The sequence below is a fragment of the Pseudomonas sp. Ag1 genome (genome assembly GCF_000278565.1).
Classification (GTDB): Bacteria; Pseudomonadota; Gammaproteobacteria; order Pseudomonadales; family Pseudomonadaceae; genus Aquipseudomonas.
The window spans coordinates 178,847-201,310 of the sequence record NZ_AKVH01000104.1 but is presented as its reverse complement, the minus strand read 5'-3'; the positions used below and the strand labels follow the sequence as shown (position 1 = coordinate 201,310).

At 62.9% G+C, this 22,464-nt stretch carries 18 protein-coding genes; 5 read left to right on the top strand and 13 right to left on the bottom strand.

Annotated features, from left to right (window positions below; genetic code table 11):
* The first annotated feature begins 208 nt into the window (after positions 1-208).
* Entirely contained in the window at positions 209-1,450 is a 1,242-nt protein-coding gene (locus A462_RS11365; protein ID WP_008436636.1) for an MFS transporter, read from the top strand.
* Here the strand turns inward: A462_RS11365 and A462_RS11370 are convergent.
* The 4 genes from A462_RS11370 to A462_RS11385 all read right to left on the bottom strand — a co-directional run bounded on the left by A462_RS11370 (position 1,447) and on the right by A462_RS11385 (position 5,696).
* A complete protein-coding gene (locus A462_RS11370) occupies positions 1,447-3,630 on the bottom strand; it encodes a xanthine dehydrogenase family protein molybdopterin-binding subunit (RefSeq protein ID WP_008436635.1) in 2,184 nt (727 codons plus the stop codon). The two genes, A462_RS11365 and A462_RS11370, sit on opposite strands and share 4 nt — an antisense overlap.
* Positions 3,627-4,616 carry an FAD binding domain-containing protein gene (locus tag A462_RS11375; protein WP_008436634.1) on the bottom strand — a complete coding sequence of 330 codons (990 nt, stop codon included), beginning with the start codon at positions 4,614-4,616 and terminating at the stop codon, positions 3,627-3,629. Before A462_RS11375 ends, A462_RS11370 begins: the two co-directional genes overlap by 4 nt.
* Positions 4,613-5,137 carry a (2Fe-2S)-binding protein gene (locus A462_RS11380; protein ID WP_008436633.1) on the bottom strand — a complete coding sequence of 175 codons (525 nt, stop codon included), beginning with the start codon at positions 5,135-5,137 and terminating at the stop codon, positions 4,613-4,615. Before A462_RS11380 ends, A462_RS11375 begins: the two co-directional genes overlap by 4 nt.
* Positions 5,138-5,243: 106 nt before the next feature.
* Complete coding sequence (locus tag A462_RS11385; RefSeq protein ID WP_008436632.1) at positions 5,244-5,696, bottom strand: DUF4879 domain-containing protein; 453 nt, start codon at positions 5,694-5,696, stop codon at positions 5,244-5,246.
* A 200-nt stretch (positions 5,697-5,896) separates the two neighbouring features.
* On the opposite strand from A462_RS11385, the gene A462_RS11390 reads away from it, so the two are divergent.
* Positions 5,897-7,192, top strand: a complete 1,296-nt coding sequence (locus A462_RS11390) for an NCS2 family permease (RefSeq protein ID WP_003215557.1) — start codon at positions 5,897-5,899, stop codon at positions 7,190-7,192.
* Positions 7,189-8,268, top strand: a complete 1,080-nt coding sequence (gene trmA / locus A462_RS11395; RefSeq protein WP_003215555.1) for a tRNA (uridine(54)-C5)-methyltransferase TrmA — start codon at positions 7,189-7,191, stop codon at positions 8,266-8,268. The genes A462_RS11390 and trmA overlap by 4 nt, the downstream gene beginning before the upstream one ends.
* A 163-nt stretch (positions 8,269-8,431) precedes the next feature.
* On the opposite strand, the gene A462_RS11400 is transcribed toward trmA, so the two are convergent.
* The 7 genes from A462_RS11400 to A462_RS11430 form a co-directional block, all read right to left on the bottom strand.
* Positions 8,432-9,760, bottom strand: coding sequence for a TolC family outer membrane protein (locus A462_RS11400; RefSeq protein WP_032899520.1), 1,329 nt, complete (start codon positions 9,758-9,760; stop codon positions 8,432-8,434).
* Complete coding sequence (locus A462_RS11405) at positions 9,757-11,088, bottom strand: HlyD family type I secretion periplasmic adaptor subunit (RefSeq protein ID WP_003215553.1); 1,332 nt, start codon at positions 11,086-11,088, stop codon at positions 9,757-9,759. The genes A462_RS11400 and A462_RS11405 overlap by 4 nt, the downstream gene beginning before the upstream one ends.
* The gene (locus A462_RS11410) at positions 11,085-12,827 is read right to left on the bottom strand and encodes a type I secretion system permease/ATPase (protein WP_008436620.1); all 1,743 of its coding nucleotides are present in this window, start codon (positions 12,825-12,827) and stop codon (positions 11,085-11,087) included. Before A462_RS11410 ends, A462_RS11405 begins: the two co-directional genes overlap by 4 nt.
* 176 nt (positions 12,828-13,003) lie before the next feature.
* The gene (locus A462_RS11415) at positions 13,004-13,624 is read right to left on the bottom strand and encodes a heme acquisition protein HasA (RefSeq protein ID WP_003215551.1); all 621 of its coding nucleotides are present in this window, start codon (positions 13,622-13,624) and stop codon (positions 13,004-13,006) included.
* 108 nt (positions 13,625-13,732) lie between these two features.
* The gene (locus A462_RS11420) at positions 13,733-16,483 is read right to left on the bottom strand and encodes a TonB-dependent receptor (protein WP_008436619.1); all 2,751 of its coding nucleotides are present in this window, start codon (positions 16,481-16,483) and stop codon (positions 13,733-13,735) included.
* Between the two features lie 134 nt (positions 16,484-16,617).
* Positions 16,618-17,607, bottom strand: coding sequence for a FecR family protein (locus A462_RS11425; RefSeq protein WP_008436618.1), 990 nt, complete (start codon positions 17,605-17,607; stop codon positions 16,618-16,620).
* 63 nt (positions 17,608-17,670) lie between these two features.
* On the bottom strand, positions 17,671-18,192 hold the full coding sequence (locus A462_RS11430) for an RNA polymerase sigma factor (protein ID WP_003215543.1): 522 nt from the start codon (positions 18,190-18,192) through the stop codon (positions 17,671-17,673).
* A gap of 205 nt (positions 18,193-18,397) precedes the next feature.
* On the opposite strand from A462_RS11430, the gene aroQ reads away from it, so the two are divergent.
* On the top strand, positions 18,398-18,838 hold the full coding sequence (gene aroQ / locus A462_RS11435) for a type II 3-dehydroquinate dehydratase (RefSeq protein ID WP_003215541.1): 441 nt from the start codon (positions 18,398-18,400) through the stop codon (positions 18,836-18,838).
* Complete coding sequence (locus A462_RS11440) at positions 18,835-19,701, top strand: shikimate dehydrogenase (protein ID WP_177325578.1); 867 nt, start codon at positions 18,835-18,837, stop codon at positions 19,699-19,701. Before aroQ ends, A462_RS11440 begins: the two co-directional genes overlap by 4 nt.
* A gap of 122 nt (positions 19,702-19,823) precedes the next feature.
* On the opposite strand, the gene A462_RS11445 is transcribed toward A462_RS11440, so the two are convergent.
* On the bottom strand, positions 19,824-20,489 hold the full coding sequence (locus A462_RS11445) for a TetR/AcrR family transcriptional regulator (protein ID WP_003215538.1): 666 nt from the start codon (positions 20,487-20,489) through the stop codon (positions 19,824-19,826).
* Positions 20,490-20,560: 71 nt separating this feature from the next.
* Positions 20,561-22,459 (bottom strand): 3-dehydroshikimate dehydratase QuiC, encoded by a 1,899-nt coding sequence (gene quiC, locus A462_RS11450; protein ID WP_008436616.1) that lies wholly within the window; start codon positions 22,457-22,459, stop codon positions 20,561-20,563.
* Positions 22,460-22,464 lie beyond the last annotated feature (5 nt).

The following is a 22,464-nucleotide window of genomic DNA, read 5'->3' as shown; positions in this document are numbered from 1 at the left end:
GTGGTGGGGCAAAGACCTTTTGGTTACTTTTGGGGCGTTTGCCAAAAGTGACCCGCTGTAAGAGCGGAACCATAAGTGGCCGTTACCGAAGAAACGGATATGTACTCAGCCAGACTGAACATATCTCATACCCCCCAACCCACCACGCAACTATTGGTTACAAGTTGGTGATAACCTCACCGTTCCCCCACCCAGACCCGTCTCCCCGATGCCCAGTGAACCCGCGCTGCTGTTACGTCACCACCGCCCTTTCATCGCGTTCTGGCTGGCGCGGATCTTTACCGCCAGCGGTTTCCAGATGCTCACCGTGGCCATCGGCTGGAACCTCTACCAACTGACCGGCAACGTGCTGGACCTGGGTTTGGTCGGCCTGGTGGAGTTCGTACCGCGGGTACTGTTCATGCTGCACACCGGCCATGTGGCCGACCGCTATGAACGGCGCAAGGTCGCAGCCATCTGCCAGACCGTTCAAGCGTTGATCGCGCTATCCCTGGCAATCGGCGGACTGACCGGCAATGTCACCCGCGAGATGATTTTTATCCTGGCATTCCTGCTGGGCGCAGCCCGCTCGTTTGAAATGCCCACCACCCAGGCCCTGCTGCCGAGCATCGTGCCCACTGCACTGTTTCCCCGCGCCGTGGCGTCGTCGCAGTCGGCGCAGCAATTGGCCACCATCGTGGCGCCGGCGCTGGGCGGTCTGCTGTACGCCTTTGGCAGTGTCTGGGTGTACGGCCCCACGGTGGTGCTGTACCTGATCGCCTGCGTGTTGACCCTCAACCTGCCCGCGCGCCAGACGCCGCTGAACAAGGCCAAGGCGACCATGGATTCGTTGCTGGCCGGGATTCGTTTTATCCGCAGTCGGCCGGACATCCTTGGCGCGATTTCCCTGGACCTGTTCGCCGTATTGCTGGGCGGCGCCACGGCCTTGCTGCCGGTGTTCGCCAAGGACATTTTGCTGACCGGGCCGTGGGGCCTTGGGCTGCTGCGCTCGGCGCCAGCGGTCGGGGCGTTGTTGATGTCGTTGTGGCTGGCGCGGTTTGCCGTCGACCGGCATGTGGGGCGGATCATGTTTACGGCGGTCGGGGTGTTTGGCGTAGCCACCATCGCGTTCGGCCTGTCGACCTCGTTCTGGTTCTCCCTGGCGGTGCTGGTGGTACTGGGCGCAGCGGACATGATCAGCATGGTGATCCGCGCCTCGTTCGTGCAACTGGAAACCCCGGACGAAATGCGCGGCCGGGTAAGCGCGGTCAACGGGCTGTTTATCGGCGCGTCGAATCAGTTGGGCGAGTTCGAGTCCGGGATCACCGCCTACTGGTTCGGCACCGTGCCCGCCGTGGTCATGGGCGGCATCGGCACGCTGGTGGTGACCGGGGTCTGGATCAAACTGTTCCCGACCCTGGCCAACCGCGACCGCATGCATGTGCCGGTGGAAGAACCCGCCAAGGTTTAGAAGACCTTGTCGAGGGTGACGGGAAAGTCCCGCACCCGCTTGCCGGTGGCGTGATACACCGCGTTGGCCACCGCCGCCGCAACCCCGACTATCCCGATCTCGCCGACGCCCTTGGAACCAAGGGCGTTGACGATCTCGTCGTGTTCTTCGACAAACAGCACATCTATCTCGCCGATATCCGCGTTTACCGGAATGTGGTATTCGGCCAGGCTGTGGTTCATGGAGCGACCCAATGCGTGATCGACCTGGGTCTCCTCATGCAACGCCATGCCGATGCCCCAGACCACACCGCCGAGAATCTGGCTACGGGCCATCTTCGGATTGACCACCCGCCCGGCCGCAATCGCACTGACCACCCGGCTGACCTTGATGGTGCCCAGGTCCTCATCCACCCGCACTTCGACAAACACCGCCGAATGCGTGGCAGAGGCATAGCCTTCGCGCTGTTTGCCCGGCTCGCAATCCACCTGCACTTCCAGCGCCTGCTCGCCGCTGTCTTGCACCAATTGCGCCAGGGAGATGCGCTGGTCACCGGCGTGCATCTGGCCGTTCTCAAACCGCGCCGACTCAGCGTCTTTGAACGCCGGGTACGTCTTGCGCGCAATGTCCAACAGCTTGGCGTTCAACGCTTCACAGGCCTGTTGCACCGCGCTGCCCACCGACGACACGGTAAACGAGCCGCCCTGCAACGGCGCCGTCGGCAGCGATGAATCCCCCAGCAGGAACGTCACATCGCCTACCGGCACGCCGCTGGCCTGGGCGGCGATCTGCGCCATGACCGTGTAAGTGCCGGTGCCGATATCGGTGGTGGCACTGCTGACCGTGAGCTTGCCGAGGTGGTCGATGCGTGCCTTGGCGCTCGCCTTCATTTGCAGGGCCTCCCACACGCCACCGGCCATGCCCCAACCGATCAGTTGGCGACCATCGCGCATGCTTCGCGGCTCCGGGTTGCGCTGGCTCCAGCCAAAACGCTCGGCACCTTCGCTGTAGCATTCGCGCAACGCTTTGCTGGACCAGGGCTTGTCTTCGTTCTGATTGCGCTCGGCATAGTTGATCAGCCGCAATTGCACCGGGTCGATGCCCAGGGCGCAGGCCAGTTCATCCATCGCGCATTCCAGGCCGATCACCCCCAGCGCTGCGCCGGGGGCGCGCATGTCCAGCGGTGTGAACACGTCCAGCGGCACCAGCTTGTAGGTCAGCAGCACGTTATCGCAGTGATAAAGCATGCCGCTCCATTCCACCACGTGTTCGCTGAAGTCCTCGAAGCGCGAGGTCTGGCCGATGGCGGTGTGGCCCAGGGCAAGCAAGCGGCCATTGGCGGCAGCACCCAGTTGCAGGCGCTGCAAGGTGCGCGGGCGATAACCGAAGGTGAACATCTGCTGGCGCGTGAGGGTGACGCGCACCGAACGCTTCAGGGCCAGCGATGCCATCACTGCCAGCGGCAACTGGTACTGCGGGCGCAGACCGGAACCAAAGGCGCCGCCGACGAACGCGGCGAAGATCCGCACCTGGCTTTTATCCAGGCCGAAGACTTTCTGCACATAGGCCTGGCAGTTCTGCGGGCCCTGGGTCTTGTCGTGGATATGCAGGGTGCCGTCCGGCTGATACAGCACGGTACTGGCGTGGGGTTCCATGGGGTTATGGTGTTCGATGGGCGTGCTGTAGTGCAGGTCCAGGCTCGTGGCGGCGCCGGTCCATTCGGCCTGGAAGTTGCCGCGCGGCTTGGGCGGTGTTTGCGGCGACGGGTGCGCCTGCTCCTGCAAGGCCAGCAGATCGGTCTCGGCAGGCTCGGCGGCGTATTCGATCTGCACCAGGGAACCGGCGTGGCGCGCCAGCTCCAAGTTGTCGGCAATCACCAATGCCAACGGCTGGCCGCTGTAGAGCACGCGGTCGTTGTACAGCGGGCGAAACGGCGAGCCGTCGGCAGCATCGGCATCGGCGTAGCTGTCGTCGTAGCTGGCCAGTTTCGGGCGGTTGAGGTGATCAAGCACCATCACCACACCGGGCAGCGCCAGGGCTTGGGACGCATCAATGCGGATGACCCGGCCCTTGGCGATGTTGCTCGACACCACGCTGCCGTGCAGCAAGCCATCCTCGGGAAACTCACCGGCATAGCGCGCTTGCCCGGTGACCTTGAGCAGACCGTCGACCCGGTCCAACGGTTTGCCGATTGCGCTCATGACGTGGCTCCTGCAACAGCGGCATCGCTCAGGGCGCGAATGATCGCGCGGCGTGCCAGTTTGATCTTGAAGCCGTTGTGCTCCAGCGGCTCGGCGTCTAGGAGCAGGGTTTCGGCGGCAGTGCTGAAAGTTTCGCGGCTGACGGACTGGCCGATCAGCGCGGCTTCCACCGCGCGATCACGCCATGGCTTGTGGGCGACGCCGCCCAGGGCCAGGCGGGCGTCGACGATCACATCGCCATCCAGCTCCAGCGCCGCCGCGACGGATACCAGGGCGAAGGCGTAGGAAGCCCGGTCACGGATTTTAAGATAGTGACTGTGGGCAGCCAGGTGGTCGGCAGGCAACTCGATGGCGGTGATCAGTTCGTCGTCGGCCAACTGGTTATCCCGCTGGGGTGCATCGCCCGGCAGCCGGTGAAAGTCGGCGAACTCGATGACCCGCGCACCACCCCGGCCCTGCACATGCACCCGCGCATCCAGGGCGGCCAGGGCCACGCACATGTCCGAAGGATGGGTGGCGACGCACTGGTCGCTGGCGCCGAGGATCGCGTGGATGCGGTTCAAACCGACCCGCGCCGGGCAGCCACTGCCGGGCTCGCGTTTATTGCAGGGCACGGCGGCGTCATAGAAGTAGTAGCAACGGGTGCGTTGCAGCAGGTTGCCGCCGGTACTGGCCATATTGCGCAATTGCGGCGAGGCGCCGGCGAGGATGGCCTGGGACAGCAGCGGGTAACGTTCCTCGATCAGCGGGTGCCAGGCCAGGTCGGCGTTGCTCACCAGGGCACCGATCATCAAGCCGCCCTCGGGAGTTTCTTCCACGTCGCGAAGTGGCAGCCCGGTGATATCAATCAGGTGCTCCGGGCGGCTGATGTTCTCTTTCATCAGGTCCAGCAGGTTGGTGCCACCGGCGATAAACCGCGACGCCGGGCTGACCAGGTGCACCGCCTCCTGCACGTCGGCCGGCTTGCTGTAATGGAAGGGATTCATTGCTCACCTCCCTGCACGCGGCACGCCGGCAAGGCTTCTTCGATGGCATCGCGGATGTTGTTGTAGGCGCCGCAGCGGCACAGGTTGCCGCTCATCAGTTCCTGGATCTGCGCGGTGTCGTGGGCGCGGCCTTCACGGGCCAGGCCCACCGCCGAGCAGATTTGCCCCGGCGTGCAGTAGCCACACTGGAAGGCATCGTGCTTGATAAAGGCCTGTTGCATCGGGTGCAGGTCTTCGCCCGAGGCCAGGCCTTCGATGGTGGTCAAATCGGCACCGTCACACATCACCGCCAGGGTCAGGCAGGCGTTCACCCGCTTACCGTTGAGCAACACGGTGCAGGCGCCGCACTGGCCGTGGTCGCAGCCCTTCTTGGTGCCCGTCAGGTCCAGTTGCTCGCGCAGCAGGTCCAGCAGGGTGGTCCAGGGCAATACATCCAGTTGGATGGGGTCCCGATTGAGGGTCAGGCGTATCGGATGACTGACGAACGGCTTGGCCGCCGCGCCATTGGGAGTTGCGCTCATAAACACCTCACGGATTGGTGTGCAATCGCGGCGTTCAGAAAAGTCGCCGTCTTAGCGGTCCGACTTCCGGAGTTTATGAGCGTTCAAGGCAATTGATGGGTGGCGATCAGCGAATGCCGAGGGTGGTGACCAACTGGTTGCGCGGTGGGTTGATCGAGGTGTTGCTGTACTGGAACGTGCCGCCGGCTTCGACATTATCCAGCTGGAACGTATAGATGTAGCCCATCAACGTTCCCGCGCCGCTGCATGGCTGGCTGATGGAACCCACCTGGCAGATGGCGGTGGTGCTGATACGGGGCACCGACGCGCCGTCGAAAAATGCCTGTGGGCTGTTGCCCAGGCCGACTTCCATCACGTACACCAGTGTCTGCCCGCGGTGCGTGCACATCTGGGTGCTGTCGGCCCGCTCGGGAATGGTTTCAGTGCACTTCGCCGACTGAACCTTGAATACCCGCACCTCGCTCAACGCCGGTGCAGGCGCGCCCCACGCCGGTGCCGCACCGAGCCACAGGCCGATGCAACCGAACAGAGCTAGACTCCAGGCGCTGGCTTTTTTCATGCTGTCGATGACCCTGTAATAAACGTCGGCGCAGTATGCCTCAAGGCCATGATCAAGCCTATGCGCCACTGGCCCTCGGCTGCTGGTATGATGCGCCGCTTTTTCCGATCCTCTCTGGAACCACAGGCGCTTGGCGCAGTTTGTGCTTTGACTTAGAGGTCAACAAATAACGACGCAAAATAGCGTCACAGGGAGCAGGCATGCTGGAAAAGCTGTTTCAACTCAAGGCACACAACACGAATGTGCGCACCGAGATTCTCGCGGGCGTCACCACCTTCCTGGCCATGGCCTACATCCTGTTCGTCAACCCGAGCATTCTCGGCGAGACCGGCATGGACAAGGGCGCGGTCTTTGTCGCGACCTGCCTCGCGGCGGCCATCGGTTCCACCGTGATGGGCCTGATCGCCAACTACCCGATTGCCCTGGCACCGGGCATGGGCCTCAACGCATTCTTCACCTACACCGTGGTCCTGCACATGGGCCACACCTGGCAAGTGGCGCTGGGTGCGGTGTTCATCTCGGCGGTGCTGTTCTTCCTGCTGTCGATCTTCCGCATCCGCGAATGGATCATCAACAGCATCCCGCTGCCCCTGCGCTCGGCGATTGCGGCGGGTATCGGCCTGTTCCTGGCGCTGATCGCCCTGCACAACGCCGGCATCGTGGTCAGCAACCCGGCCACCATGGTGGGCCTGGGCGACCTGAAACAACCCGCGCCGATCCTCGCCACCCTCGGCTTCGCGCTGATCGTTGCGCTGGAAGCCCTGAAAGTGCGCGGCGCGGTATTGATCGGCATCCTGGTGGTGACCATCGCCTCCATCGTGCTGGGCTTCACCCCGTTCGGCGGCGTGATGTCGATGCCACCTTCGCTGGCCCCGACCTTCCTGCAACTGGACATCAAAGGCGCCCTGGACATCGGCCTGGTGAGCGTGATTTTCGCGTTCCTGTTCGTCGACCTGTTCGACAACTCCGGCACCCTGATCGGCGTCGCCAAGCGCGCGGGTCTCATGGGCAAGGACGGCCACATGCCGAAAATGGGCCGTGCGCTGATCGCTGACAGTACGGCGGCCATGGCCGGCTCGCTGCTGGGCACCTCGACCACCACCAGCTACATCGAATCGGCGGCGGGCGTGAGCGCCGGTGGCCGTACCGGTTTGACCGCCGTCGTGGTCGCGATCCTGTTCCTGCTGGCGCTGTTCTTTTCGCCACTGGCGGCCAGCGTCCCGGCCTTCGCCACCGCACCGGCGCTGCTGTTCGTCGCCGTACTGATGACCTCGGGCCTGGCCGAAATCGACTGGGACGACATCACCGTCGCCGCACCGGTGGTGATCACCGCCCTGGCGATGCCATTCACTTATTCCATCGCCAACGGCATTGCCTTCGGTTTCATCGCCTGGACCGCCATCAAGCTGCTTTCGGGCCGCTACCGTGAGCTGAACCCGGCGCTGGTGATCCTGTCGATTCTGTTTGTGATCAAGCTGGGCTGGTTCAACGCATGACTTTTGACGCCGCAAGCTACACCGTTCAACTGGAAGAAAAGGTCACGCGCCTGCGTGACCTGCTGGCGCCGTTCGACGCGCCAGAGCCTCAGGTTTTCGACTCGCCGTTGCAGAACTTCCGCCTGCGGGCGGAGTTCCGCCTGTGGCGCGAAGAGGGTCAGCGCCACTACGCAATGTTCTCCCAGGACGACAAGCGCACACCGATCCTCATTGAAGAGTTTCCGATTGCCAGCCTGCGCATCAACCAGTTGATGCCGCAACTCAAGGCCGCCTGGCAAGCCAGCGCCGCCCTGAGCCACAAGCTGTTCCAGGTGGAGTTCCTCACCACCCTGGCCGGCGACGCGATGATCACCCTGTGCTATCACCGCCCGCTGGACGAGCATTGGCATACGGCGGCGAACAAGCTGGCGGCAGACCTGAACGTCAGCATCATCGGGCGTTCCAAGGGCAAGCGCGATGTGATCGGCCGCGATTACGTGGTCGAGAAACTCGACGTTGGCGGTCGCACCTTCAGCTATCGCCAGCCTGAAGGCGCGTTCACCCAGCCCAACGGCACGGTGAACCAGAAGATGCTCAACTGGGCATTCGAAGCCCTGGGCGATCGCAGTGACGACTTGCTGGAGCTGTACTGCGGCAACGGCAACTTCACCCTGCCCCTGGCCACTCGCGTGCGCAAAGTGCTGGCCACCGAGATCAGCAAGACTTCGGTGAACGCGGCGCTGAGCAACCTCGATGAAAACGCGGTGGATAACGTCACCCTGGTGCGTTTGTCTGCCGAAGAGCTGACCGAGGCCTTGAATGAAGTGCGGCCGTTCCGCCGCCTGCACGGCATCGACCTCAAGAGCTACGAGTTTGGCAGCGTGTTCGTCGACCCGCCGCGTGCCGGCATGGACCCGGACACCTGCGAGCTGACCCGGCGCTTCGAGAACATCCTGTACATCTCCTGCAACCCGGAGACGTTGGCGGCGAACATTGCGCAACTGCATGACACGCACCGGATTACCCAGTGCGCGATGTTTGACCAGTTCCCGTGGACGCACCACATGGAATCGGGTGTGTTGCTGACCCGGCGTTAAATCCCCAGCACTGCAAAGATCAAAATGTGGGAGCCGTCGAGCTTTAGCGAGGCCGCGATGGCGGTGGGTCAGACAGAAAAATGTCATCAGTCCCGCCGCCATCGCAGCCTCGCCAAGGCTCGACAGCTCCCACAGTGGATCGGTGTGTTAGCCGATATAGCCATCATGCCGATGGCTGGAAATATCCCGCCAACGCCCGCAGATCCTGCTCGTTGAGCAACCCTGCAAAATACTTCAGTTGTATCCGCGCCAGCAGATACGCATGCCGCGCATCCGCCAGGTCGCGGCGTGCCGTGAACAGTTGCTGCTCGGCATCCAGCACATCGAGGTTGACGCGCTCGCCACCGGTCACGCTTTTCTTCGTCGCCGTCACCAGGGCGGTGGCCGAGCTGACCGCCATTTCATACGCCCGCACTTTGGCCGCGCCGCTGGTGTTGAGGTTGAATTGCTTGCGCAGTTCGATCAGCGTCCTGGCGGTCTGCGCGTCCAGTTCATATTGGGCCTGGGACAGTTGATTGGCGGCCTGACGGGTTGACGCCGACACCGAGCCACCGGCGAACAGCGGCAGGCTGACCTGGATGCCGACGCTGTTGGTGTCGTACTTCTGGTTGTAGCTGCTTTCCGAATCCGAGCTGGTCTGGCGGCTGCTCGCATACAGGCTGACCTTGGGCATGTGCCCGGCGCGCTTGCGCTCCACTTCGTATTCGGCGACGTCCAGCGCGTGGTGCTGGGATTTGAGCTCCGGGTTGTTGGCCATCGCTATTTCCCGCCAGGTCTCGAAACGGTTGGGCTCCAGCGGCGGGATCTCGAACTGGCGAGTCAGCGGCGCCAACTCGTCTATCTGCAACGGCTGGCCCACAATCGCTTCCAGCTCGCGCAAGGCTGCGTCCTGGGTGTCCAGGGATTCGATCTCTTCGGCCTGGGCCAGGCTCAGGCGTGCCTGGGTTTCCAGCACATCGGTGCGGGTGCCCTCGCCGCCCTTGAGCAGCCGTTCATTGAGTTGCAGGCGCTCGGCATACGCGCGTTTCTGGGCGCGGCTCAGCTCGATCCGCTCCTGGGCCAGCAACGCCTGGCTGTAGGCGCTCAACACCCGCACGGCCAGTTCCTGGCTCTTGCTGCGAAAGCGTTCATCGGCAAACAGCGCCTGCGCTGCACCCTGGCGATAGCGCGCATAGGCTTCGTAATCGAGCAGCGGTTGTTGCAGGGTCAGGGTCGAGGCATAGCTGCGGTAATCGCGGTCGCTGGTGACGTTGCCCACCGCCGTCGACTGGGTGACTTCGGACTCATTGCGCGAGTTGCTGTAGCTCCAGGACAGGTTCGGCAACAGCCCGGCGCGGCCGATGATGCGGTTTTCCTCGCCGGCCTCGCGCTCCTGGATTGCCGCCTGAAACGTCGGGTCGTTGCGCAGGGCCAAGTCATAGGCGTCGAGCAATCCCAGCGCCTGAACCGATCCACTGCAGGCACAACACAGACCGAATAACAGCGCCTTCATTCTTCCACCAACGCCATGTGAGTCCGATCCAGCAAGGGTTTGAACAGGTAGTTGAGCATCGAGCGCTCACCGGTTTTGACGAACGCTTCCACCGGCATGCCCGGGCGAATCTGCAAGCCGTCGAGCTGGCGCATGCCAGCTGCACTGACCTGGGCGCGCAAGGTGTAATACGGCTCATCGGTGCGCTCGTCGACCTGACGGTCGGCCGACACCAGCGTCACTTCACCGGCAATGCGTGGGGTGGTGCTCTGGTTGAACGCCGAGAACAGCAACTCCACCGGCAAGCCCGGGTGCACCTTGTCGACCATCTGCACCGGCACCCGCGCTTCCACCAGCAGTGGTTCGCCCTGGGGCACGATGTCCATCAGCGCCTGGCCGGGCTTGATCACGCCGCCTTCGGTGTACACCTCCAGCCCCACCACCACGCCAGCCGCCGGCGCGCGCACCAGGCTGTTGGCCAGTTCGAATTCGGCCGAGGCCAACCGGTTGCGCAAGTCGTCGCTGCGGGTGCGGGTTTCGGCCAGTTGGCCGCGCAGGTCTTTCTGGAAGTCTTCGCCGAGCTGGCGGATGCGCAGGCGCAGTTCAAGGACTTGCCGTTGCAACTGGCCGATGCGGCCGAAATCCTCGGCAATCGCACCGTCGAGCTGGGCATACAGCCGTTCATTTTCCAGCAGCCGATTGCGCGGAATGTAGCCGTCCCGCGCCAGCTCGCGCAGGCCTTGCAGTTGTTCATTCATCGCGGTGCGTTGCAGCACTTTGCTGGCCTGGGATTCCCGGGTGCCGCGCAATTGTGCCTCGGCCCCGGCGATGGTTTCCCGCAGGCCTTGCTGCTCCGTGGCCAGGGCCTGGGCGCGACTGCTGAACAGTTGCCGTTGCAGGCTCAAGGTGGCGGCGGCCTCAGGCTCGTTCAGCAGTTCGGGACCGAAGACGATGGCCGACAAGCCTTCGCTCTCGGCACTCAAGCGCGCTTCGCTGGCCCGGGACGCAATGAACTGGCTGCGCAAAGACTGCATCTGCCCGCGCAACGGGGTTTCCTTCAGGCGGATCAATACCTGGCCGGCGCTCACCACCTCGCCATCGCGCACCTCGATCCGCTCGACGATCCCGCCCGCGGGGTGCTGCACCGTCTTGCGGTGCCCCGACACCATGACCTTGCCGGACACCGCCACGCCCTTGTCCAACGGTGCCAGCGCGGCCCAGCCCAGGAACCCGGCAAACCCGCCGAGCACCAGCAACCAGCCCAGGCGCGCGTATTTTTTATCGTCCAGCGCCAGCACGTTGTTCACCGGCGGCACGCTGTTGTCCGTCACAAGCACAGGTCGGCTCATGCTTTTTTTCCTTCACCGAGGCGGTAGCTCATGCTCATCGCCGACACCGGTTTGGGCGGCGCGGCCGCCGGTTTCTGCGTGGCCTCCAGCACCCGCGCCGTGGGCCCGAACGCCTGCAACTGGCCGTCCCGCAGAATCAGTAATTGGTCCGTCAACGCCAGCACAGGGGTCTTGTGGGTGATCAGCACCAGCGTGCGACGCTGCGCCTTGAGCAAGGTGATGGCATGGAGCAAGGCCTGCTCGCCGGCCTCATCGAGATTGGAATTGGGCTCATCCAGTACGATCAGCGCAGGCACGCCGTACAGCGCTCGCGCCAGCGCGACACGTTGCTTCTGCCCGCCGGACAACCCGGCACCGTCCTCCCCCAGTTGGGTGTCGTAGCCTTGGGGCAACTGCAGGATCAGTTGATGCACGCCGGCCATTTGCGCGGCAGCGAGCACCTTGTCCGAATCCACGGTGCCGAAACGCGCGATGTTGTCGGCGATGCTGCCGGCGAAAAGCTGGATGTCCTGGGGCAGATACCCAATGTGCGGGCCGAGTTGCTGCTTGTCCCATTGCGCCAGGTCCGCGCCGTCCAGCCGTACCTTGCCGGCCAAGGGCGCCCAGGCCCCCACCAGCAACCGCGCCAGGGTCGACTTGCCGCAACCGGAAGGCCCGATCACGCCCAGCACGTCACCGGCAGGCAGGCTGAACCCGAGGTTGGCCAACGCGGGCCGACGACTGCCGGGCGCACACGCGCTTACCTGTTCGACCGTCAACTGGCCGCTGGGCGCCGGCAAGCTCATGCGCTCGGTGCGCGCCGGGTTGGCCGCCAGCATCAGGGTCAATCGCTCATAGGCCAGGCGCGCCGAACTCCACTGTTTCCACACGCCGATCAGCTGGTCGATAGGGCTCAGTACCCGCCCCATCAGGATCGAGCCGGCGATCATCATGCCCGGCGTAATAGCCCCCTGCACCGCCAGCAATGCGCCCAGACCGAGGACCAATGACTGCAACGCCAGGCGTACGCCCTTGGACCAGGCACTGATGGCAGCGGTCTTTTCACTGGCCAGGTTCTGCGCCGCCAGAAACGCCTGGTGCTGGGCAAACCAGCGCGCACGCAGGGTTGCCAGCATGCCCATGGCTTCGATGGCTTCGGCATTGCGCAGGTTGGCCGTGGCCTGCTGGCTGGCGCTGATCGACAGCTGATTGGCCTGAGTCAACGGTGCCTGGCAGATGTGCTGGTTGGCCCACGCCAGCGCCATCAGCATCAGCGCACCGGCCAGCGCCAGGACGCCGAGCCAGGGGTGGAACAGGAAGATCACCAGCAAGTACACCGGAAACCACGGCGCATCAAAAAATGCGAACAGCGCCTGGCCGGTGGCGAACTGGCGCAAGGTCGTCAGGTCGCTCAACGCCTGCCCGGCCGCCTGGGTACCGCCCTTGAGTTGCGCCTCGAACGCGGCGTCGTAAACCCGCTGGTTCAGGCGCATGTCCATCTGTGTGCCAAGGCGGATCACCACCTGGCTGCGCACCCACTCCAGCGCGCCCATCAAGCCGAACAAGCCAAGGATCATCAGCGTCAGCATCAACAGGGTCATCGAGTTGCCGGAGGCCAGCACCCGGTCGTAGACCTGCAACATGTACAGCGCCGGGGCCAGCATCAACAGGTTGATCACTGCCGAAAACAGGCCAATGTTGAGGAAGCCACTTTTATAGGCCGTGAGAGCGGCCAGGGTTTCGTTGCCGGCATGGCGCATCGAGGGAGTCTCATGGGGGAAATCGGGAAGCGCCGCCCGCGTTTGACACGCCGCGCGCCGCTGCGCAGAATTTGTCACCGCCGTCGCCCTGGCCTTCGAAACTCACGGCGACGACGGGGTTTACGCAGCGAATGGGAGAGCGATCTTCCATTCGCTTTTTTCATTGCACAGCCACATCAGGCAGCGAGTGCCCAGTCCTGTGCAACGTCCTGCACGCCTACCAGGGCGACGTCGGTGGTGGTTGCCGTAGCGTGTGCTGCCAGGCCGGCCGAGATCTCGTCGAAGGTGTTGGCGGTGGACAGGCCGAAGTCGTCCAGCAGGTTGTTGAGCACGGTTTCCAGTGCCGAGGTGTTGCCTTGCATCAGGCTGTAGATCACGTTCTGAACGTCGTTGCCGACGCGGCCTGCACCTTGTGCCGCGCTCAAGTCAAGGCCGTTGAAAGCCACTTTGAACGCATCGAGGGTGAAGTCGCTGCCATTGCCGCCGCCCAGGCCGGTGCCCAGTTGAACGTTATCCAGGTTGCCCCACAGGTAGTGGTTTTCGTTGTGGCTGGCTGGCAGCGCCGGGTTGAATACGTAGTGCAGGCCGTTGCTGGTGTTGCTGTCGGCAATGAACGCGTAGTCGGAATTGTTGGCGCCGTGGGTCGAATACTGGTCGCCGCTCAGGGAGCCGTTGCTGAAGCCGCCGGTGTTGCTGCTGCCGTGACCCGCAGTGTTGAACCCCAGTGCCCAGTCGGTCAGGTAGTCCGAGACGGAGTAAGCACCGAGCGCAGCTTCGTAACTAACAGAAATAGTCATCACTTAACCTCGTTATAAACAACACGATTGATCAGCACGCTCATACAGCGCACTTTTTGCCCACCCTTGGGCAAAACCGTTGGTTGATAAAGTGCCGTGGCACCTTGATCAGAACTTGTATTCGAGCATCCCGCTCAACGTTCGCCCGCGCGCCAGGCTCAGGTTATTGGCGTCCCCCATCGCAACGAAGTAGGCCTCATCGGTGGCGTTTTCCAGCGCCAGGGCGATGTTCAATTGGTCGGTCATCCAGTAGCTGGCGTACAGGTCATAGAGGGTGTACTGGGGCCATAGCGCCTGGTCGATGAAGTCATAACCTTGTGAGTCGAGGTTCTCGCCATTGCCTGAGCTGTAGCGCACGCGGACGCCCATATCGAGTCGCTTTTCCAGGAAGCGCGCGCCCAGGGTCAGCGAGCCGCGATCAGCCGGCATATAGGTGGCGTTGCCCATGATCCGGCCACAGCTTTCCTTGTTGTTGGCGATATCGTCGTCCAGCACCTCATACGTGGTCACCGGGCGCAGGCCGGTCGTGCCGTTTGGCCGGGTGTAGCGTTCATAGCGTGTGGTGGACGGCCCGTTCTTCTTCGCCCCGCCCATGTAATAGTTCTTCGAGCAGAACTCATTACTGCCGATCATGTGGGTGTAACTAAGGTTGGCGTACGCCCGCCCCATGTCGTAGTTGAGCTGGTACTCCACCCCCCGAAAGCGCGTGGGGTTGGTGTTATTGACGTACGCCATCGTGCCGAGAAAACCGCCGACGGAGGTCTCCGGCAAACTGACGCTGTGATTGAGGAAAGAGAAGTTCTCGATCCGGGTATCGAAGTAAGCCACCTTCATGCCCAGGCGGTCGTCACCGAACAGCAGTCCCTCTTTGAATACGTTCACGCCCATTTCCCAGTCCCGCGACTCTTCGGGTTTCAGGAACGGGTTGGGAAACACCCGCTCTGATGAGCTGCCACCGTGAGGACGCCCGGTCATGAAGGTTTCCGTCACCGCCGGCGGGCGCCAGCCCTTGCCCCAGCGGGCGTAGAGTTGCATCCAGTCCAGCCCCGGCTTTATGCCGATACCGAACGTGGGAGAGAACTGACCCTCTTCTCTATCAATGTCGAACACTTCCTCGACACGCTTGGCACCTACCGTGCTGCTGTAGAACCGATCGCGCCGGTAGAGCGTCATCCCGGTGACCCCTTCCAGCCGATAGCGGTCGTACCGCAAGCCCGCATCCAGCGTCAGCCAGTCGCCATATTCGTACTGCAGGTTGTTGAACAGGCTGGCGATGGTGCGTTTGCCACCGGGCGTCCCGCCTTCAACGTAAGGCAACAGGCCGGAAAGGTTGGTGGCCTCGACCTTGTTGGTACTGGGCTTGAACTTGTCTTGATACACCTCCACGCCGTAGTTCCAACTCACATGACCCAACGCATCGAAGTCGAACCGCGATGTGTTGTCGCCCTGTACACCCCAGGTATCGGTCTGAAAATGATCCGTGTAGCCCGCCACATAGTTGCCGGAGGTCAGCGACGCGGTGTTGGGCGCATTGTCCCGGTCCATCTGTGTGGTGACGTAGTAGACCTTGGCCTTGAAATCGATCAGCGGGTTATCCGGCGTGTAGCGATAATCCAGTCCGACGTTCCTGGCATTGAGGTTGTTCTTGCTGACGCGCTGGTAGTACACGCTCTGGTTATCCGGGGCGGTGTAGGCCCACGCGTCATTGCTGTCGCTGTCACTTTCCAGGTAGCTCAGTTGCACCCGTTGGTCATTGGGCAGGTTCAGGCCGAACTTGACGATTTGCGAGCGGGTCACGCTGCCGGTGTCACCGACCTCACTGTTCAGCCAATCGTCGAAGGCCGCAGGCTGGGAGTCACGGGCGCGCAAATGAGTACCCAGTTTCTGGTCGTTGTGGGTACCGGCGCGGTAGTCGCCAAAATGCCGTTCGCTGTACCCCAGCAGCACGTCGCCGCGCTCGTCGCCAAAGGCAAACACACCGCTGCCGTTGAAATAGGTGCCGTTACCCAGTTCACCAATCCCGCTACCGGCACGCAGACGCCCGCCATAGTCCTTGCCATCGGCCAGGAACTCACTGGCCTCCAGGGTCTTGAAGGATGCAATCCCGCCCAACACGGCAGCACCGCCCTGCCCGGACTGGCTGCCCTTGTCGATTTCGATGCTGGAGATGAATTCCGGGTCGATCAACATCGTGCCGTTGCGCTGCTGGTGGCCGTTGACGTTGAAGTTCTGGCGCATGCCGTCGATGTTCATGTTGACCCGGCCGTAGTCCTGCACGCCGCGGATGTTCACCGACAGGCCCGGGTCACGCTGGTTGACGGCGGTGTACACGCCGGCGGTTTCTTCGAGCATGTCGGCGGCATGGCGTGGTGGGCGTTTGTCGATCTGCTCGCGACTGATCACGGCCACCGAGCGCGGTGTGTCGTACACCCAGTCGCTTGGCTTGCCGTTGGTGTTGCCGGTGATGGTGGTGGTGCCCACGGTCAGCGCACCGTCATGGTCGGCGCCGACGCGAGTCAGCGTCACCTGCCGGTCCCCGGTAAAGCGGTATTCCACCGGTGCACTGCCCACCAATCGGCCGAGGCCTTCCTGGGCGCTGTAACGGCCCTTGAGCGCGGTGCTGGTGAGGCCTTGCAGGCGCGCGCTGTCGAACAACACTTGCAACCCGGCCTGGTCGGCGAACGTCAGTACGGCAAGGCCCAAGGGTTGCGCCGCAATATCAAACGTCAACGTGACAGGCTGTGATTCACCGACTGGCGCCTCGGCGGCCTGCACCTGGCAGGCGGAGGCTAACAGCCCCAGGTGGATGGCAAGGGCCAACCGGCTACCGGTGTTGCGCCCCTTGGTGATTGCAGACATCGACGTTATCCCTTCGCTGACCATTCTTGTTTATGCGAATACTTCTCACTTAACAGGACGTGTCAGGCGTCGGAACTCAGTAAGGTTTTTTTGAAAGTTTTTTCGAAGGGCGTAAACGGGGCCCGGCGACCCCATCAATAGATCAGGCTCAGCCCCGCCAGATCAAAGCGCTGCACCTGTAATTCTTCGGTCAGGGTGCCGAGGGCCGTGTCGAGCATATCGAGGCGGAACACGCCGCTGACTTCACGGGTGCCGAGGTCGGCATTGGTCAGCACCACCTTGCCCGGCCGGTAGCGGTTGAGCTGTTCGATGACCTTGGCCAGCGGCAAGCGGTCGAAGATCAGCACACCGCGACGCCAACTGGTGGCGCGCTCCAGGTCGAAGTCGTCGAGGGCGACCACGCCGTTCTCCGGGCTGTAGCGCGCAGCCTGGCCTTCCTTGAGCACCGTTGCTTTCTGCGGCAGCGCCTGCAGCGTGACGGCCACACTGTGCTGCAACACTCCGACCCAGGCCTGCCGGTCGTCCTCACGCTCGACCACAAACCGCGTGCCCAGGGCACGGGTTTGCCCGCTGGCGCTGTGCACCACGAACGGCCTTTTTTCCTCACCGGCCATGGGCGCCACATCAAAGATCGCCGAGCCTTTGATCAGGCTGATGCGCCGCTGCACACCGTCAAAATCCAGCTTGATCGCACTCGCAGAATCCAGTTGCACGCTGCTGCCGTCCGCCAGGTGCACGGTGCGCACTTCGCCTTTTTGGGTGAAGTAATCGGCCTGCACCTGCAGCAGCGCCTCAGGCCCGCGCACCCAGCCGACGCCCGCCACCACCAGCAACAGCGCAACACTCGCCGCCATGCGCCACGGCCTGCGCCGACGAGGGCCGCGCACCGGCGCAGCGGTGGCGGGCGGCCGCTGGCGATGCAGCGTCTCATCGCGATGCACCTCGCCCAGCGCCGCCCACGTCTGCTCGGCAAAACGCAGCGCCGCTTCATGGCGGCTGTCTCTGGCGATCCATTGGCGCAGCTCGGCCTGCTCCTGATCGGTCAGGGCGCCGGCGTGCAGGCGCACCGCCCAATCGGCAGCCGCCTCGGTAATGCTGTGCTGTTGCGGACCCGGGCTATTCACGTGTGAATCTCGAATTTTTCGTTATATAACGCTGTGACGTCTGACCCCAGGTTTGTCGGTAATTCATTCGTCGGACGGCCCCGCCTCACCTTCCTGCAAACGCTGCATGACATACGCCAGCGCCTTGGCCAGGTGCTTTTGCACTGAGCTGTCGGAAATGCCCAGGTGGCGCGCGACCTGGGCATGGGTCATGCCCTCGATCCGGTTGAGGCGGAAAATCTGCCGGGTACGCTCCGGCAATTCCGCCAGTGCCTGCTTCAATGCCTGCCGCTGTTGCTGCGCCATCGCCTGAGCCTCCAACCCGGCCATTTCATCTTCAATCTCGGCCAGCGCCTCATGGGGCACGGAGTCGGTCTTGCGCCGCGCCTCCTGGCGGATATGGTCGATCAGCAGATTGCCGGCCGTGCGATAGAGATAGCCCTGGGAGTTGTCGATGCGCTCGCCGGCCGGCTTTTGCGCCAGGCGCAGGAAACTCTCCTGCACCAGGTCTGCGGCCAACTGCGGGTCCCGTACCTTGCGTGCGAGATACCCGCGCAGGGTATCGGCGTGCTTGAGAAACAGGCCTTTGAGATCCACGTCCGACAAACCGACTCCCTGGAATGTTAAGGAAACAGGCGGGCATCTTAAGCGTTGTCGAGAATGATTTTCAATTGATATCAACTCTGATCCACACAACGGTGGTTTTCATTCTGCGTTCGGTAATCGAACGGTTCCCACCCACGCGATTGACCAAATTAACCATTCAGTACATTTTATCGACATACATAAAAACAACAGTGGAGAACCCTCTATGCCGCCCATCGTGCTGGTGCTCAACGGCCCCAACCTCAACCTGCTCGGCACTCGCGAGCCCGCCACTTATGGCCATGAAACCCTGGCCGACCTTGCTGCCCTGTGTGGCCGCAGCGCCGAGCAACTGGGCCTGAAAGTCGAATTCCGCCAGACCAACCACGAAGGCGAATTGCTGGACTGGATCCACGGCGCCCGCGCCCGTTGCGCCGGCATCGTGATCAACCCGGCAGCCTGGACCCACACTTCGGTGGCGATCCGCGACGCGCTGGTGGCCAGTGAAGTACCGGTGATCGAGGTGCACTTGTCCAACGTGCATGCCCGGGAAGCGTTCCGTCATCACTCGTTCGTGTCGCCGATTGCCAAGGCGGTGCTGGCCGGGTTTGGCAGCCACGGTTATCACCTCGCCCTCGAACATTTCAGCAAGAACTTGAAGGGATGAGCGCGGTGTCCAAACGTCGAATTCTGGCCGGCCTGATAGGCGCCGGCATCCAGGCTTCCCGCACCCCGGCCCTGCATGAGCATGAAGGCGATGCCCAGGGCCTGCGTTACCTCTATCGCCTGGTCGACCTCGACCGGCTACAGGTGGATACCCGCGCCCTGCCCGACCTGTTGATGGCGGCCGAACAGATGAACTTCACCGGCTTGAACATCACCTACCCGTGCAAGCAGGCGATCCTGCCGCTGCTGGACGAACTGTCGCCCGAAGCGCGGGGCATCGGCGCGGTGAATACCGTGGTGCTTTGCGACGGTAAACGCATCGGCCACAACACCGACTGCCTGGGCTTTGCCGAAGGCTTTCGTCGCGGCTTGAATGATGTGGCTCGCAAGTTCGTGGTGCAGATGGGCGCGGGCGGCGCCGGGGCGGCAGTCGCCCATGCGCTGCTGGGTGAAGGCGTGGAACGCTTGAGTATTTTCGACATGGACGCCGAACGTGCCCGCAGCCTGGCGAACAACCTCAACCAGCATTTTGGTACCGGCCGGGCGCAGGCCGGCAATGACCTGGAAAGCGCCATGGCCGAGGCCGATGGCCTGGTGAATACCACGCCGATGGGCATGGCCAAGCTGCCGGGCATGCCCGTGCCGTTGGGCACCTTGCGCGCCGACTTGTGGGTAGCGGAGATCGTGTACTTCCCACTGGAAACCGAACTGCTGCGCAACGCCCGCGCCCTGGGTTGCCGCACCCTGGATGGCGGCAACATGGCGGTGTTTCAGGCGGTGAAGGCGTTTGAGTTGTTCACTGGCGAAGTGGCGGATGCAGAGCGCATGCTCGCGCACTTCCAGAGCATGACCACCCAACTGTAGAAACCGGATTAGAAATGTGGGAGCGGGCTTGCTCGCGAATGCGGAGTGTCAGCCACCGGATGTTTTACTGACCCACCGCATTCGCGAGCAAGCCCGCTCCCACATTTTGCTCGGTGTTGAACTCAAGCCTGCAGGTAGCGCAACACCGACTCGCAGATCATCGCCCGATGCCGCTGCTTGACCGCCTCATCCGACAACTCGATCTGAAAGATCTCGCTGAAGGTGTGGCGGTTCGACACCCGGTAAAAACTGAACGAGTTGATCAGCAGGTGCACGTCCAGCGGCTCCAGCCCTTCCCGGAACAACCCCAACTCGGCGCCCCGGCGCAACGTGGTGCCAAGGGCTTCGAGGATGTTGCTGTTCATCGCCTTGATCGACGTCGACTGCTTTACATACTCGGCGTTGTGGATGTTCTCGATGCTCACGATGCGCACAAAATCCACGTTCTGATCGTGGTGATCAAAGGTGAATTCCACCAGCCGGCGGATCGCTTCCCGGGGCTCCAGGGCCGTCAGGTTCATCCGTGTCTCGGTGTTGCGAATGTCGCCGTAGAGTTTCTCCAGCACCTCGACGTAGAGCTGTTCCTTGCTGCCGAAGTAGTAATAGATCATGCGCTTGGAGGTCTGGATACGCTCCGCGATCGCGTCCACCCGGGCGCCGGAAAGGCCCTGAGTGACAAACTCGACGATGGCTTCCTGGAGAATGTTCTCGCGGGTCTTTTCCGGGTTGTTCTTGCGGCTCTTGCGCGGTGCGGTGGCCGCGGCGGGAAGCTCGGAGGTCAGGGTCATGGTGCGCTCACGGCCTTAGGTGCAGGCGCTGATTATGGGCCGCGCCGCACGCCGAAGGAAGCGCCGGCACCTTACAACCTGGCCTGGCGCACCGCACCGCTGCGGGACTTGGCCATGGCCGCCAGGCGCACCGCCACGTTGGCCGCACCGTAGCCGGCGTAACCGTTCTTGCGCTGGATGATCTCGAAGAAAAACCGGCCCTCGAACGGTTCGGTATAAACGTGAAACAGTTCACCGCCCTGGGCATCGCGGTCGTACAGCACGTTGTAATACGCGAGCTGGCTGAGGAACTCGTCATCGAAATCAAACCGCGCCGCCAGGTCATCGTAATAGTTCAGCGGGATATCCAGCAGCGGCACGCCCGCATCCTTGGCCCGGCTGACCTCGGCGAAAATGTCCGCGCAGTCGAAGGCAATGTGGTGCACGCCCGAGCCGCGATAGCTCGACAGCGCGTGGGAAATCGCGGTGTTGCGGTTCTCGGAAATATTCAGCGGCAGGCGAATTGAGCTGCAACGGCTGCGCAGTGCCCGGCTTTTCACCAGGCCATAGGGGTCCGGCAGCACCACTTCGTCGTCGGCTTCGAAATCCAGCAAGCTTTTGTAGAACAACACCCAACTGTCGAGGCTGTCGGCGGGCAAGGCCATGGCCATGTGGTCGATGCGCAGCAGGCCGCCGCTGGCGGCGTTCGCCGGTTGCAGGTTGAAGTCGGTGTCGTAGAGGCCGCCTTCGTGCTGGTCCACCAGGTAGATCAGGCTGCCATCCGGTGCGCGCACCGCTGCCAGCTCCAGCTCGTTGGGGCCGACCAGCCCACGATACGGCTGGCCCTTGTAGGCCACCGCCCGCTCCAGGGCCTTGGCGCTATCCTTTACCCGGATCGCCGTGGCGCACAACGACGGCCCGTGGGCCTCGAAGAAGTTATGGGCGAAGGAATAGGGTTCGCAATTGAGGATCAGGTTGATATCGCCCTGGCGCAACAGGCTGACGCTCTTGGATCGATGCTGCCCGGCCTTGACGAAGCCCAGGCGCTCCAGCCATGAAGTGAGCTTGGCACCGAGGTTTTCATCCACGGCAAATTCCAGGAATTCGATGCCGTCGTATTCGCTGGCGGCCGGGGTTTCAAACAGGATCTCGGGGACCGGCGTCGCTTCTTGCTCCAATCGCTGGCGGGTTTTCTCTTCGAGGTACAGCAGCGAGCGCAGGCCGTCGGCGGCATTCGCCCGGGTCGGCGCGGCGCGGAAGCCGTCGTTGAAGATTTCCAGGGACAACGGCCCGGTGTAGCCACTCTTGATGATCGGGGCGAGAAAGCCCGCCAGGTCGAACTCGCCCTGGCCTGGGAAGCAGCGGAAATGCCGGCTCCATTCCAGTACATCCATCGCGAGGATCGGTGCATCGGCCATCTGCACAAAGAAAATCTTGTCGCCGGGAATCTCGGCAATAGCACTCGGGTCGCCCTTGAGAGACAGGGTGTGGAAGCTGTCGAGCAACACGCCCAGGCTCGGATGATCGATCTTGCGCACCAGGTTCCACACCTGCTGCCAGGTGTTGACGTGCCGGCCCCAGGCCAGCGCTTCATAGCCGATGCGCAAGCCCCGGCGGCCAGCGTGTTCGGCCAGCAGGCTCAAGTCATCCAGCAGAATGCTTTCATCGCCCACGGAATCGGCTGACGCGTTACTGCACACCAGCACCAGGTCGGTGCCCAGCTCCTGCATCAAGTCGAACTTGCGCTCGGCCCGCTCCAGGTTGCGTGTCAGGCGGTCGCGGCGGCAGCCCTCAAAGTCCCGGAACGGCTGGAACAAGGTGATGGCAATGCCGAGGTCGGCGCACATTTGCCTAACTTCACGCGGACTGCCGTCGTAATACAGCAGATCGTTTTCGAAGATTTCCACGCCATCAAACCCGGCAGCCGCGATGGCTTCGAGTTTTTCCGGCAAGGTTCCGCTCAAGGAAACGGTGGCGATGGAGCGTTGCATGGGGC

Bases quoted from the DNA above. Each gene is read 5' to 3' on its own strand.
- A462_RS11400 (WP_032899520.1), bottom strand. From the start codon at position 9,760: ATGAAGGCGCTGTTATTCGGTCTGTGTTGTGCCTGCAGTGGATCGGTT.
- A462_RS11380 (WP_008436633.1), bottom strand. From the start codon at position 5,137: ATGAGCGCAACTCCCAATGGCGCGGCGGCCAAGCCGTTCGTCAGTCAT.
- A462_RS11375 (WP_008436634.1), bottom strand. From the start codon at position 4,616: ATGAATCCCTTCCATTACAGCAAGCCGGCCGACGTGCAGGAGGCGGTG.
- A462_RS11440 (WP_177325578.1), top strand. From the start codon at position 18,835: ATGAGCGCGGTGTCCAAACGTCGAATTCTGGCCGGCCTGATAGGCGCC.
- A462_RS11420 (WP_008436619.1), bottom strand. From the start codon at position 16,483: ATGTCTGCAATCACCAAGGGGCGCAACACCGGTAGCCGGTTGGCCCTT.
- A462_RS11445 (WP_003215538.1), bottom strand. From the start codon at position 20,489: ATGACCCTGACCTCCGAGCTTCCCGCCGCGGCCACCGCACCGCGCAAG.
- aroQ (WP_003215541.1), top strand. From the start codon at position 18,398: ATGCCGCCCATCGTGCTGGTGCTCAACGGCCCCAACCTCAACCTGCTC.
- A462_RS11405 (WP_003215553.1), bottom strand. From the start codon at position 11,088: ATGAGCCGACCTGTGCTTGTGACGGACAACAGCGTGCCGCCGGTGAAC.
- A462_RS11385 (WP_008436632.1), bottom strand. From the start codon at position 5,696: ATGAAAAAAGCCAGCGCCTGGAGTCTAGCTCTGTTCGGTTGCATCGGC.
- trmA (WP_003215555.1), top strand. From the start codon at position 7,189: ATGACTTTTGACGCCGCAAGCTACACCGTTCAACTGGAAGAAAAGGTC.
- quiC (WP_008436616.1), bottom strand. From the start codon at position 22,459: ATGCAACGCTCCATCGCCACCGTTTCCTTGAGCGGAACCTTGCCGGAA.
- A462_RS11410 (WP_008436620.1), bottom strand. From the start codon at position 12,827: ATGCGCCATGCCGGCAACGAAACCCTGGCCGCTCTCACGGCCTATAAA.
- A462_RS11370 (WP_008436635.1), bottom strand. From the start codon at position 3,630: ATGAGCGCAATCGGCAAACCGTTGGACCGGGTCGACGGTCTGCTCAAG.
- A462_RS11365 (WP_008436636.1), top strand. From the start codon at position 209: ATGCCCAGTGAACCCGCGCTGCTGTTACGTCACCACCGCCCTTTCATC.
- A462_RS11390 (WP_003215557.1), top strand. From the start codon at position 5,897: ATGCTGGAAAAGCTGTTTCAACTCAAGGCACACAACACGAATGTGCGC.
- A462_RS11415 (WP_003215551.1), bottom strand. From the start codon at position 13,624: ATGACTATTTCTGTTAGTTACGAAGCTGCGCTCGGTGCTTACTCCGTC.